The organism is Pseudomonas sp. WS 5059, assembly GCF_012985525.1.
Classification (GTDB): Bacteria; Pseudomonadota; Gammaproteobacteria; order Pseudomonadales; family Pseudomonadaceae; genus Aquipseudomonas.
The window spans coordinates 403009-415094 of record NZ_JAAQWO010000003.1 but is presented as its reverse complement, the minus strand read 5'-3'; the positions used below and the strand labels follow the sequence as shown (position 1 = coordinate 415094).

Here is a 12086-nt window from a genome sequence, read left to right as displayed (position 1 = left end):
CCGTCGAAGGGCAACAAAACAGGGCGACAGTCTGGCAAGTTCAGGGGCCGGCTTTCAACCAAAGCCCCGCATTTATCATTGCCCGAATGCAACAGCCGCTAGCCGCTGCATTCTGAGCCTAGCACTTAGCCCTGCAATGCCGCCAAAGTCAGATCCAGGCACTGGCGAGCCTTGGTCACCAGCTCGTCAATCTCGGCCTTGCTGATCACCAGCGGCGGCGAAATGATCATGGTGTCGCCCACGGCGCGCATGATCAGGCCATTTTCGAAACAGAAGGTGCGGCAGATCATGCCCACGCCCTTGCCTTCATAACGCTTGCGCGTGGCCTTGTCCTGTACCAGCTCGATCGCACCCAACATGCCGACACCACGTACTTCGCCCACCAGCGGATGATCCGCGAGCTCGCGTAGACGCTTTTGCAAATACGGTGCCGTTTCGTCATGGACGCGGCTGACAATTTTTTCATCGCGCATGATGCGGATGTTTTCCAGGGCCACCGCAGCAGCCACCGGGTGCCCGGAATAGGTGAAGCCGTGGTTGAAATCGCCGCCTTCGTTGAGCACTGCCACCACTTCGTCGCGCACGATCAGGCCGCCCATGGGGATGTAGCCCGAGGTCAGGCCCTTGGCGATGGTCATCATGTCCGGCTTGAGACCGTAGAAATCGCTACCGAACCACTCACCGGTGCGGCCAAAGCCACAGATCACTTCGTCGGCGACAAACAGGATGTCGTACTTGGCGAGGATTTCCTTGATGCGCGGCCAGTAGGTCTCTGGCGGCACGATCACACCGCCGGCGCCCTGGATCGGCTCGGCGATAAAGGCACCGACGTTGTCCACGCCGACTTCCAGAATCTTCTCTTCCAGTTGATTGGCGGCCCACACCCCGAACTCTTCAGGGCTCATGTCGCCGCCTTCGCCAAACCAGTACGGCTGGGCGATGTGCACGATGCCCGGGATCGGCAAGTCGCCCTGCTCGTGCATATAAGTCATGCCGCCCAGGCTGGCGCCGGCCACGGTGGAACCGTGGTAGCCATTCTTGCGGCTGATGATGGTCTTCTTGTTCGGCTGGCCCTTGATCGCCCAATAGTGGCGGACCATGCGCAACATGGTGTCGTTGCCTTCGGAGCCGGAGCCAGTGAAGAACACGTGGTTCATGCCGGCCGGGGCGATATCGGCGATCGCCTTGGCCAGTTCCAGCACTGGCGGGTGGGCGGTCTGGAAGAACAGGTTGTAGTAAGGCAGTTGTTTCATCTGCTTGGCGGCGGCGTCAGCCAGCTCATCGCGACCATAACCGATGGCCACGCACCACAGGCCGGCCATGCCGTCGAGGATCTTGTTGCCTTCGCTGTCCCACAGGTAAACGCCCTTGGCGTTGGTGATAATGCGCGGGCCTTTCTCTTTCAACTGCTTGAAGTCGCTGAACGGCGCCAAGTGATGATCGTTGCTCAGGGCTTGCCATTCACGGGTTTGCGGGTTGTTGCTGGACATACCAATCTCCAAAAAGTAGGTGAAGGTGCGACCCATCCTGGCCGCACCCGGCGCATCAGACGGCGAAGAGCAGGAATTCCCGCTCCCACGAACTGATCACGCGCTTGAAGTTTTCATGCTCGGCCCGCTTGACCGCGACGTAGCCAGTGATGAATTTGTGACCCAGGTATTTCTCGATGGTCTTGCTGTTTTCCATGCGCTCCAGCGCATCTTCGATGGTCAACGGCAGGCGCAGGTTGCGTCGCTCGTAGCCACGACCGACCACCGGGGCGCTCGGGCTGATGCCTTCGACCATGCCGATATAGCCGCACAGCAGGCTGGCGGCGATGGCCAGGTACGGGTTGGCATCGGCGCCCGGCAGGCGGTTTTCCACGCGGCGGTTCTGCGGGCCGGCATCCGGCACGCGCAGGCCCACGGTGCGGTTCTCTTCGCCCCACTCCACGTTCACCGGCGCCGAGGTGTCGGGCAGGAAGCGGCGGAACGAGTTGACGTTAGGCGCAAACAGCGGCAACAGCTCGGGGATGAACTTCTGCAGGCCACCGATGTGGTGCAGGAACAGCTCGCTCTTGGAGCCGTCCTCATTGGAGAACACGTTCTTGCCGGTGGCGATATCAATGATGCTCTGGTGCAGGTGCATGGCGCTGCCGGGCTCGCCGGTCATCGGCTTGGCCATGAAGGTGGCGGCCACGTCGTGCTTGAGCGCGGCTTCACGCATGGTGCGCTTGAACACCAGGATCTGGTCGGCCAGGGACAGGGCATCGCCGTGACGGAAGTTGATTTCCATCTGCGCCGTGCCGTCCTCGTGGATCAGGGTGTCCAGGTCCAGCTCCTGCAGCTCGCACCAGTCGTAGACATCTTCGAACAGTGGGTCGAATTCGTTGGCCGCTTCTATAGAGAAGGACTGGCGACCGGTTTCCGGACGGCCAGAGCGGCCAATCGGCGGTTGCAGCGGGAAGTCCGGGTCTTCGCAGCGCTTGGTCAGGTAGAACTCCATCTCCGGCGCCACGATGGGCTGCCAGCCTTTGTCTTCGTAGAGCTTGAGGACTTTCTTGAGCACGTTGCGCGGCGACAGCTCGATGGGGTTGCCTTGCTTGTCGTAGGTGTCGTGGATCACCTGGGCGGTGGGCTCGATGGCCCAGGGCACCAGGAACACAGCGTTTTGGTCCGGGCGGCAGATCATGTCGATGTCGGCCGGGTCGAGCAATTCGTAATAGATGTCGTCTTCGACATAGTCGCCGGTCACGGTCTGCAACAGAACGCTCTCGGGCAGGCGCATGCCTTTTTCGGCAATGAACTTGTTGGTCGGCGAGATCTTGCCCCGGGTGATCCCCGTGAGGTCGCCAATCATGCATTCGACTTCTGTGATCTTGTGGTCTTTCAACCAATCGGTGAGCTGGTCGAGGTTGTTACTCATAAATGCCTCTGGGCTGGGTTTCCTGACATCCATTAAAGGTCAGGCGTTGTTTGACGCGTGCGCGTCTCTTTGTTTCGCCCGCGTTCGGCAGGCATCGCCAAATGCCTGGAAGATCGCGAGGTAGTACGGGTTGGAGCTTACCTGCCATTCAGGGTGCCATTGCACTCCTAATGCAAAAGCGTCTGCAAAAGCCTTGCCCTGTTTGAGCGAAAAAGCCTCGACCAGGCCGTCCGGCGCGGTCGCCTCGACCTGCAGGCCCGGCGCCAGGCGGTCGACGCCCTGGCTGTGGATCGAGTTGACCTGGATCGTGTCCGGCAAGCCCAGGCCCGCCAATACCCCGCCCGGGGCGATCGCCACGGCGTGCGCCGGGCCGTACTGGACTTCCAGCGGCTGGGTATCGTCTTCGCGGTGATCGAGCATACCCGGCAACTCATGAACCTTCTGGTGCAGGCTGCCGCCCAGGGCCACGTTCATTTCCTGGAAGCCCCGGCAAATCCCCAGCACCGGCACGCCTGCGGCAATCGCGGCGCGAATCAGCGGCAGGGTGCTCTGGTCCCGTGCAGGATCATGGGCAGTCCCGGGCGCACTGGCCGGACCGTCGTAATGGAAGGGTTCGATATTGGAAGGTGAGCCGGTAAAGAGAATGCCGTCCAGACCGTCAAGAATATTGGCCGGTTCGAACAGCTCCGCCAAGGACGGAATAATCAATGGCAGGCCCTTGGCAGCGACTGCCACGGCGCGGACGTATTTGTCGCCACTGATGTGATAAGCATGCAGACCAACCTGTTTGGAGCAGGCGGTGACGCCGATTAACGGCAGGCCAGACATGAAGCACCCCGGTATTATTGCTGTTATGGGTTTGAATCGAGCTTAGCCTTGTTCATTTTTTTACACAACACCCCCGTAAAAAATACAACACGGCCCGCTCAAGCCTGCTAGTCCCAAGCCGGTCAAACTGGCAAAACTGCCCAAAAAAGCCGCAAAAAAGCCCCCTGGGCGCTTTTTTAGGGCAAAAAAGGCCTCGCTTGACTTCGGCAAGCCGTTCGGGTTGACTGAAACCAGAAAAGATCAATGATTGATATTTTTAACAACAAAGGTGTTGCATCATGTCGGTACCCCCGCGTGCCGTTCAGCTTAACGAAGCGAACGCGTTCCTTAAGGATCATCCTGAGGTTCTGTACGTAGACCTTCTAATTGCGGATATGAATGGTGTGGTGCGCGGTAAGCGCATCGAACGCACCAGCCTCCACAAGGTTTACGAGAAAGGCATCAACTTGCCGGCCTCTTTATTTGCCCTGGATATCAATGGCTCGACGGTGGAAAGCACCGGCCTGGGTCTGGACATCGGTGATGCTGACCGAATCTGTTATCCAATCCCCGACACCCTGTGCAATGAACCCTGGCAAAAGCGCCCTACCGCGCAACTGCTGATGACCATGCACGAACTTGAAGGTGAACCTTTCTTCGCCGATCCGCGCGAAGTGCTCCGCCAAGTTGTAACCAAGTTTGACGATATGGGCCTGACCATCTGCGCCGCCTTCGAGCTTGAGTTCTACCTGATCGACCAGGAGAACGTGAACGGCCGGCCACAACCTCCCCGCTCGCCGATTTCCGGCAAACGCCCGCACTCGACACAGGTCTACCTGATCGACGACCTCGACGAATACGTCGACTGCCTCCAGGACATTCTGGAAGGTGCCAAAGAGCAAGGCATCCCGGCTGACGCCATCGTCAAGGAAAGTGCCCCGGCGCAGTTCGAAGTGAACCTGCACCACGTCGCCGATCCGATCAAGGCATGCGACTACGCGGTACTGCTCAAGCGTTTGATCAAGAACATTGCCTACGACCATGAGATGGATACCACCTTCATGGCCAAGCCTTACCCAGGCCAGGCCGGCAATGGGTTGCACGTGCATATTTCGATCCTGGACAAAGACGGCAAGAACATCTTTGCCAGCGAGGATCCCGAGCAGAACGCCGCATTGCGTCACGCGATCGGCGGTGTGCTGGAGACCCTGCCTGCACAAATGGCTTTCCTGTGCCCCAACGTCAACTCCTACCGTCGTTTCGGCGCACAGTTCTACGTGCCGAACTCGCCGTGCTGGGGCCTGGACAACCGCACCGTGGCGATTCGCGTACCGACCGGCTCGTCCGACGCCGTACGTATCGAACACCGTGTGGCCGGCGCCGATGCCAACCCTTACCTGCTGATGGCTTCGGTCCTGGCAGGCGTACACCACGGCCTGACCAACAAGATCGAGCCTGGCGCACCGGTGGAAGGCAACAGCTACGAGCAGAACGAGCAAAGCCTGCCGAACAACCTGCGCGACGCCCTGCGCGAGTTGGACGACAGCGAGGTGATGGCCAAGTACATCGATCCGAAATACATCGATATCTTCGTCGCCTGTAAGGAAAGTGAGCTGGAGGAGTTCGAACACTCCATCTCCGACCTTGAATACAACTGGTATCTGCATACCGTGTAAGCGGTGGCTGCAATAAATGAACGCTGCAGGCTTATGGCCTGTGGCGTTTTTTTATGGCCGCCTGCGGCGGATCGCTGGCAAGCCAGCGCCTACAGCGATAGCGGTTTGGCAGACAACACACCTTCCTGCTCATACAATGCCCGCTGCCCTGTAGGAGACATCCATGACCCGCCCCGCCGCCCCTCGCAAACCCCGCGCCCGCAGCCAGGCCCGGATCGACGCGATCCTCGACGCCGCCCGCACCTTGCTGGCCGCCGAAGGTGTGGCCAGCCTGTCGATCTACAGCGTGGCCGAACGGGCGCAGATTCCGCCGTCCTCGGTGTATCACTTTTTCGCCAGCGTACCGGCCTTGCTCGAAGCCCTGACGGCAGACGTGCACGCCGCCTTCCGCGCAGCGCTGCAAGCACCCATCGACCACGACCAACTGCACACTTGGCGCGACCTGTCGCGCCTGGTCGAGCTGCGCATGCTGGCGATCTACAGCAAGGACGCCGCCGCCCGCCAATTGATCCTCGCCCAGCACGGCCTCACCGAAGTGACCCAGGCCGACCGCCAGCACGACCTGGAGTTGGGGGACTTGATGCTGCAAGTGTTCAACCGCCACTTTGAGGTGCCGACGCTGCCGGCGGATGTGGACGTGTTTGCCCTGGCACTGGAACTGAGCGACCGCGTGTATGCGCGCTCGGTGCATCAGCATGGGCAGATCACCCCGCGCATGGCGGAGGAAGGGATGCGGGTATTCGATGCGTATGTGGGGCTTTATTTGCCGGTGTTTTTGCCTAAGCGATAAGTTTTACGGTGACTGGGCCGGCCTCTTCGCGAGCAAGCCCGCTCCCACATTCGACCGCATTCCCATGTTCGAATGTGGCAGTAGGCTTGCCTGCGATAGCGGTCTGAAGCCGATCACAGCTTGGCGATCGACACCTCGGTGGACTTCACAAACGCAATCACTTCACTGCCAATCACCAGCTCCAGCTCTTTGACCGAGCGGGTGGTGATCACTGACGTGACGATGCCGGACGCGGTCTGCACGTCGATTTCCGACAGTACGTCGCCTTCGACGATTTCCTTGATGGTGCCTTTGAACTGGTTACGCACGTTGATCGCTTTGATAGTCATGGTGTTATTCCTTAGGGACAAGTGAGTTATTGCGCCCAACGCAATTGCGTAGGCAACGGTGAAACAGGTTCCGGCTCAGGCGGCGTGCCGGGCAGTGACAGCACACGGTTGAGCACTTCGGTTTCCAGGGCCGCCAGGCGATGGGAGCCGCGGACCCGCGGGCGTGGCAGTTCCACATGCAGGTCGAGGCCGATTTCGCCGTCCTCGATCAGGATCACGCGGTCGGCAATGGCCACGGCTTCGCTGACGTCATGGGTCACCAGCAACACGGTAAAACCATGCTTGCGCCACAGGTTTTCGATCAGTTGCTGCATCTCGATGCGGGTCAGGGCATCCAGCGCCCCCAAAGGTTCGTCCAGCAGCAACAGGCGCGGCTGGTGAATCAGGGCGCGGGCCAGGGCCACCCGTTGTTTCTGGCCACCAGACAACGCTGCCGGCCACTCATCGGCACGCTCGGCCAGGCCGACCGCTTCCAGCGCTTCAAGGGCCTGGGGCCGCCAGTTGCCTTTAAGGCCCAGGCCGACGTTATCGATGATCTTTTTCCAGGGCAGCAGGCGCGCTTCCTGAAACATCAGCCGCGTGTCTTCGAGCGCTTCGCTCAACGGTGCGGAGCCTGCAAGCAACTCGCCACTGGTGGCGCTATCAAGGCCGGCCAGCAAGCGCAGCAAGGTACTTTTGCCGCAGCCACTGCGCCCGACCACGGCGACGAACTGGCCCGCCGGGATGTGCAGATCGATCTCGCGCAGGACTTCCCGCGCGCCAAAGGCCTTGCGTAGCTTGCGCACCGCCAACGGGATACCCCGCAGCAGGCGTGGAGGTTGTTGAGCGGTCATGCCGCACCTCCTTTATGTACTTGATAGGCCGGATGCCAGCGCAGCCAGACCCGCTCCAGGCCCCGCGCCGCCAGGTCCGCCAGCTTGCCGAGCACCGCGTACAGCACGATCGCCAGCACTACAACGTCGGTTTGCAGGAACTCGCGGGCATTCATAGCCAGGTAGCCAATGCCGGAACTGGCCGAGATGGTTTCCGCAACGATCAGCGTCAGCCACATAAAGCCCAGGGCAAAGCGCACCCCCACCAGGATCGAGGGCAAGGCGCCGGGCAGGATCACCTGGCGAAACAGGCTCAAACCCGACAAACCGTAACTGCGAGCCATCTCCACCAGCGCCGGGTCGACGTTGCGGATGCCGTGATAGGTGTTGAGGTAGATCGGGAACAGCGTGCCAAGGGCCACCAGGAAAATCTTCGCCGTCTCATCGATGCCAAACCACAGGATCACCAGCGGGATCAGCGCCAGGTGCGGTACGTTGCGAATCATCTGCACCGAGCTGTCCAGCAGGCGTTCGCCCCATTTCGACAGGCCGGTGATAAAGCCCAGGGCCAGGCCGATGCCGCCGCCGATCACAAAACCCAGGCCCGCGCGCCAGCCACTGATGGCCAGGTGGGTCCAGATTTCACCGCTGCTGACCAGATGTACCCCAGCCGCAATCACTGCGCTGGGGGCCGGCAGAATACGCGTCGACAACCAGCCCGCCGACACCGACAACTGCCACACCGCCAGCAACAGGACCGGCAGCGCCCACGGCGCCAGCCGATGCAGAATCCGTTGACTATTCATGACGGCGCCTCAGCTCTGCGACGCGGCTTTGGGAAGAATGTCGTTGGCCACCATCTCGCCAAACGGGCTGACGTAACCGGCGCTTTTCGGCAGCTCGGGACGTTCGATATCCAGGTGCGGGAACAATAATTCCGCGACCCGGTACGACTCTTCCAGGTGTGGATAGCCGGAGAAGATAAAGGTGTCGATGCCCAGGTCCGCGTACTCCTTGACCCGCGCCGCCACGGTCGGCCCGTCACCCACCAGTGCCGTGCCGGCACCACCGCGTACCAGGCCGACGCCGGCCCACAGGTTAGGGCTGACTTCGAGGTTGTCGCGGTTGCCGCCATGCAGGGCGGCCATGCGTTGCTGGCCCACCGAATCAAAGCGCGACAGCGACGCCTGGGCGCGCGCGATGGTGTCGTCGTCCAGATGGGAGATCAGTTTGTCGGCGGCTTTCCATGCCTCGTCGTTGGTTTCACGCACGATCACATGCAAGCGAATACCGAAGCGCACGGTGCGCCCGAGCTTGGCCGCCTTGGCCCGCACCTGCTCGATTTTTTCCGCCACCGCCGAAGGTGGTTCGCCCCAGGTCAGGACCATTTCCACTTGTTCGGCTGCCAGGTCCTGGGCCGCTTCGGAAGAACCGCCGAAATACAACGGCGGCCGAGGTTGCTGGATCGGTGGGTACAGCAGCTTGGCGCCTTTGACGCTGATGTGCTGGCCGTCGTAGTCCACGGTTTCGCCTTCCAGCACGCGCCGCCAGATGCGGGTGAACTCCACCGAGGCCTGGTAGCGCTCTTCATGGCTGAGGAACAGGCCGTCACCGGCCAGCTCTTCTGGATCGCCACCGGTCACCAGGTTGAACAGTGCGCGGCCACCGGACAGCCGGTCCAGGGTCGCTGCCTGGCGCGCCGCCACCGTCGGGGAAATGATCCCGGGGCGCAGCGCAACCAGGAACTTCAGACGCTGGGTCACCGGGATCAGCGAGGCGGCCACCAGCCACGAGTCCTCGCAGGAGCGCCCGGTAGGGATCAGCACCCCGCCAAAGCCCAGGCGATCAGCGGCCTGGGCGACCTGCTGCAAATAACCGTGATCCACGGCGCGAGCGCCTTCGGCGGTGCCAAGGTAATGGCCGTCGCCGTGGGTTGGCAGGAACCAGAAAATATTGAGGCTCATGGAGTTGTCTCCTGAAGAAGTCGGATTACGGCGCTTTGGCAACGGTCGCAGGTGGCGTCCAGATCACGTCCTTGATGCTCAAGGGCTTGGGAATCAATTTGAGCTGGTAGAAGGTGTCGGCGATTTTCTGCTGGGCGGCGACCACTTCCGGGGTCAGGAACAGCGCGCCGTAGCCTTGGCGTTTCACCGAGGTCAAGGTGATGTCAGCCGGCAGGCCGAGCAATGGTGCGACTTGTTCGGTGACTTGCTGGGGGTTGGCCTTGGACCATTCGCCCACGGCGCGCACTTCTTCCACCAACGCCTTGATCACGTCCGGGTGTTTTTCGGTGTAAGGCTTGGTGGCCAGGTAGAACTGGTGGTTATCGGCAATGCCGGTGGCGTCACGCAGGGTGCGGGCTTGCAGTTGCTTCTCGGCAGCCGCCTGGTACGGGTCCCAGATGACCCACGCATCGACACTGCCACGCTCGAAGGCGGCACGGGCGTCGGCGGGCGGCAGGAACACGGTCTGTACGTCGGTGTATTTCAGGCCCGCGTCTTCCAGGGCGCGCACCAGCAGGTAATGCACGTTGGAGCCTTTGTTGAGCACGACTTTCTTGCCCTTGAGCTCGGCCACCGATTTGATCGGCGAGTCCTTGGGTACCAGGATGGCTTCGCTGGTCGGCGCTGGCGGTTCGTAGGCGACGTAGAGCAGGTCGGCGCCGGCGGCCTGGGCGAACACTGGCGGGGTCTCGCCGGTGACGCCAAAGTCGATGGAGCCGACATTCAGCCCTTCAAGCAACTGCGGGCCGCCGGGAAATTCGGTCCACTGCACGTTCACACCCTGGTCCGCCAGGCGTTTTTCCAGGGAGCCCTTGGCCTTGAGCAGCACCAGGGTGCCGTACTTCTGATAACCGATCCGCAGGGTTTCTGCGGCTTGGGCTTGAACAATGGCGCCGAAGGACACAGCCGCAGCAAACAGTGCGACCAGGCCCCGACGCAAGATGACAGTGCGCATGGCGCTCTCCAAATTGACGATGAGGGTTGTGGCTGCACCTGCTTGGCCGTTGGCGGCTGAGTAAGGTGAGGGTTTCTTACATTAGGGTTCGGCTTAGATGCTCCAGCGAGCGTTCAACAAACGTTCATTCAACACATGGGGGTCCAGCGGTTGCGGGCGGCGGGCCATGGCGCTGTAGAACTGCTCCAGGGCTTCGCTCAAGCGTTGTTCAAGGATCGGCACCAACTGCGCCTGGGCACTGCCTTCGCCGTAGGCGATCTGGCTGTCTTCGGCGAAAATCCCGTGCAGCAGCTCCTGGGCTTTCAGCGCCGACAGCACGGGTTTCAGGGCGTAGTCCACCGCCAGCATGTGGGCAATGCTGCCGCCGGTGGCCATGGGCAATACCACTTTGTGGGCCAGGGCGCGTTCCGGCAGCAGGTCGAGGACGGTTTTCAATGCACCGGAAAACGAAGCCTTGTACACCGGCGTGGCAATCAGCAAACCATCGGCATTGGCCACCTGGGCCAGCAGGTCGAGGACCTTCGGGCTGTCGAAGCGGGCATACAACAAATCTTCGGCCGGGAAGTCCCGTACCTGATAACTCACCACTTCCACGCCTTGCTGCTGCAACCAGCGCCGGGAATGATCCAGCAAGACCCCCGAGCGGGAACGCTGACTGGGACTGCCACCAAGTGTTACGACCAGCATCTGGAGTTTCCTTGAGCAAGTGTCGGCGGTTCGCGGTGCGGCGATGGCGCCAAGATGGGACAGACCTTATCAGCAGATTTATATATCTATAAATCTTATTTTTTCATTTGTTTATTCTTAAATTGCATATAAGAAAGATCATTCGCCAGGCGAAAAAAAAGGCCGTCGAAACGGCCTGAAAACCCCTGCTATGTGAGTACTGAAATGCGATTAACTTGTGGGAGCGGGCTTGCTCGCGATTGCGGCGTATCAGTCAGCACATTTCTTGCTGAACCACCGCATTCGCGAGCAAGCCCGCTCCCACATTGGATTCGGGTTACCGGTTGGGCTGTGGGGTCAGCCGCAGATACGGCTTCACCGCCCGATAGCCCTTGGGAAAGCGCTTCTTGATCTCTTCCTCATCCTTGAGCGAAGGCACGATCACCACTTCGTCACCGTCCTGCCAGTTGGCCGGGGTGGCGACTTTGTAGTTGTCGGTCAGCTGCAACGAGTCGATGACCCGCAGGATTTCGTGGAAGTTGCGCCCGGTGCTGGCCGGGTAGGTGATGGTCAGGCGAATCTTTTTGTTCGGGTCGATCACGAACAGCGAACGCACGGTAAGGGTGTCGTTGGCATTGGGGTGGATCAGGTCGTACAGGTCCGAGACCTTGCGGTCGGCATCGGCCAGGATCGGGAAGTTGACGATGGTGTTCTGGGTTTCGTTGATGTCTTCGATCCACTTGTGGTGGGAGTCCACCGGGTCTACCGACAGGGCAATGGCCTTGACCCCGCGCTTGGCGAACTCATCCTTGAGCTTGGCGGTGAAACCCAGCTCGGTGGTGCACACCGGGGTGAAGTCCGCCGGGTGGGAAAACAACACGCCCCAGCTATCGCCCAGCCACTCGTGGAAGCGAATCTTGCCGGCGCTGGAATCCTGTTCAAAGTCGGGGGCGATATCGCCCAGTCTGAGGCTCATGGTGTGGCTCCTGATGAGTGCTTATGGAACCCACTGTGCCTGTGCCGATGAGATTTTAAAAAGAATAAATATCGATTTATTTAGACGATAAAGGAATATTAAAAATCTGTTCACTGGACCGCAACCAAGGCGCAGGCCAACATGCACCCAAGGTTCGAGAAGGCCTTG

The 12086-nt window shown here is 60.6% G+C and carries 12 protein-coding genes; 2 read left to right on the top strand and 10 right to left on the bottom strand.

The features are described 5' to 3' along the window. Window positions 1–125: 125 nt before the first annotated feature. The 3 genes from HBO12_RS10815 to HBO12_RS10805 are packed head-to-tail and all read right to left on the bottom strand — an operon-like array spanning window position 126 to window position 3732. Window positions 126–1490: an aspartate aminotransferase family protein gene (locus HBO12_RS10815; protein ID WP_169954984.1), complete on the bottom strand. Its 1365-nt coding sequence runs from the start codon at window positions 1488–1490 to the stop codon at window positions 126–128. Window positions 1491–1545: 55 nt separating this feature from the next. Then, complete coding sequence (locus HBO12_RS10810) at window positions 1546–2904, bottom strand: glutamine synthetase family protein (protein ID WP_170042123.1); 1359 nt, start codon at window positions 2902–2904, stop codon at window positions 1546–1548. 39 nt (window positions 2905–2943) lie between these two features. Continuing rightward, window positions 2944–3732: a gamma-glutamyl-gamma-aminobutyrate hydrolase family protein gene (locus tag HBO12_RS10805; protein ID WP_169954986.1), complete on the bottom strand. Its 789-nt coding sequence runs from the start codon at window positions 3730–3732 to the stop codon at window positions 2944–2946. A 278-nt stretch (window positions 3733–4010) separates the two neighbouring features. Here HBO12_RS10805 and HBO12_RS10800 point away from each other — a divergent pair, with 278 nt between their 5' ends. Both HBO12_RS10800 and HBO12_RS10795 read left to right on the top strand, forming a co-directional pair. Beyond that, a complete protein-coding gene (locus tag HBO12_RS10800) occupies window positions 4011–5387 on the top strand; it encodes a glutamine synthetase family protein (RefSeq protein ID WP_057440427.1) in 1377 nt (458 codons plus the stop codon). A gap of 163 nt (window positions 5388–5550) precedes the next feature. Next, window positions 5551–6177 carry a TetR/AcrR family transcriptional regulator gene (locus tag HBO12_RS10795; protein WP_169954987.1) on the top strand — a complete coding sequence of 209 codons (627 nt, stop codon included), beginning with the start codon at window positions 5551–5553 and terminating at the stop codon, window positions 6175–6177. Between the two features lie 113 nt (window positions 6178–6290). Here HBO12_RS10795 and HBO12_RS10790 read toward each other — a convergent pair whose 3' ends face one another. The 7 genes from HBO12_RS10790 to HBO12_RS10760 form a co-directional block, all read right to left on the bottom strand. After that, window positions 6291–6506, bottom strand: a complete 216-nt coding sequence (locus HBO12_RS10790) for a TOBE domain-containing protein (protein ID WP_003213899.1) — start codon at window positions 6504–6506, stop codon at window positions 6291–6293. Window positions 6507–6532: 26 nt separating this feature from the next. After that, window positions 6533–7339, bottom strand: coding sequence for an aliphatic sulfonates ABC transporter ATP-binding protein (gene ssuB, locus HBO12_RS10785; protein ID WP_169954988.1), 807 nt, complete (start codon window positions 7337–7339; stop codon window positions 6533–6535). Continuing rightward, window positions 7336–8124, bottom strand: coding sequence for an aliphatic sulfonate ABC transporter permease SsuC (ssuC, locus tag HBO12_RS10780; RefSeq protein ID WP_169954989.1), 789 nt, complete (start codon window positions 8122–8124; stop codon window positions 7336–7338). Before ssuC ends, ssuB begins: the two co-directional genes overlap by 4 nt. 9 nt (window positions 8125–8133) lie before the next feature. Then, window positions 8134–9282, bottom strand: coding sequence for an FMNH2-dependent alkanesulfonate monooxygenase (ssuD, locus tag HBO12_RS10775; protein WP_170042122.1), 1149 nt, complete (start codon window positions 9280–9282; stop codon window positions 8134–8136). A gap of 25 nt (window positions 9283–9307) precedes the next feature. Next, window positions 9308–10276, bottom strand: a complete 969-nt coding sequence (locus tag HBO12_RS10770; RefSeq protein ID WP_170042121.1) for a sulfonate ABC transporter substrate-binding protein — start codon at window positions 10274–10276, stop codon at window positions 9308–9310. 93 nt (window positions 10277–10369) lie between these two features. After that, the gene (ssuE, locus tag HBO12_RS10765; protein WP_170042120.1) at window positions 10370–10963 is read right to left on the bottom strand and encodes an NADPH-dependent FMN reductase; all 594 of its coding nucleotides are present in this window, start codon (window positions 10961–10963) and stop codon (window positions 10370–10372) included. A gap of 316 nt (window positions 10964–11279) precedes the next feature. Further along, window positions 11280–11918: a peroxiredoxin gene (locus tag HBO12_RS10760; RefSeq protein ID WP_169954992.1), complete on the bottom strand. Its 639-nt coding sequence runs from the start codon at window positions 11916–11918 to the stop codon at window positions 11280–11282. Between the last annotated feature and the right edge of the window lie 168 nt (window positions 11919–12086).

What these genes read in the sequence shown, in the direction of transcription:
- HBO12_RS10815 (WP_169954984.1), bottom strand. Translation starts at nt 1,490, where the DNA reads ATGTCCAGCAACAACCCGCAAACCCGTGAATGGCAAGCCCTGAGCAAC.
- HBO12_RS10810 (WP_170042123.1), bottom strand. Translation starts at nt 2,904, where the DNA reads ATGAGTAACAACCTCGACCAGCTCACCGATTGGTTGAAAGACCACAAG.
- HBO12_RS10805 (WP_169954986.1), bottom strand. Translation starts at nt 3,732, where the DNA reads ATGTCTGGCCTGCCGTTAATCGGCGTCACCGCCTGCTCCAAACAGGTT.
- HBO12_RS10800 (WP_057440427.1), top strand. Translation starts at nt 4,011, where the DNA reads ATGTCGGTACCCCCGCGTGCCGTTCAGCTTAACGAAGCGAACGCGTTC.
- HBO12_RS10795 (WP_169954987.1), top strand. Translation starts at nt 5,551, where the DNA reads ATGACCCGCCCCGCCGCCCCTCGCAAACCCCGCGCCCGCAGCCAGGCC.
- HBO12_RS10790 (WP_003213899.1), bottom strand. Translation starts at nt 6,506, where the DNA reads ATGACTATCAAAGCGATCAACGTGCGTAACCAGTTCAAAGGCACCATC.
- ssuB (WP_169954988.1), bottom strand. Translation starts at nt 7,339, where the DNA reads ATGACCGCTCAACAACCTCCACGCCTGCTGCGGGGTATCCCGTTGGCG.
- ssuC (WP_169954989.1), bottom strand. Translation starts at nt 8,124, where the DNA reads ATGAATAGTCAACGGATTCTGCATCGGCTGGCGCCGTGGGCGCTGCCG.
- ssuD (WP_170042122.1), bottom strand. Translation starts at nt 9,282, where the DNA reads ATGAGCCTCAATATTTTCTGGTTCCTGCCAACCCACGGCGACGGCCAT.
- HBO12_RS10770 (WP_170042121.1), bottom strand. Translation starts at nt 10,276, where the DNA reads ATGCGCACTGTCATCTTGCGTCGGGGCCTGGTCGCACTGTTTGCTGCG.
- ssuE (WP_170042120.1), bottom strand. Translation starts at nt 10,963, where the DNA reads ATGCTGGTCGTAACACTTGGTGGCAGTCCCAGTCAGCGTTCCCGCTCG.
- HBO12_RS10760 (WP_169954992.1), bottom strand. Translation starts at nt 11,918, where the DNA reads ATGAGCCTCAGACTGGGCGATATCGCCCCCGACTTTGAACAGGATTCC.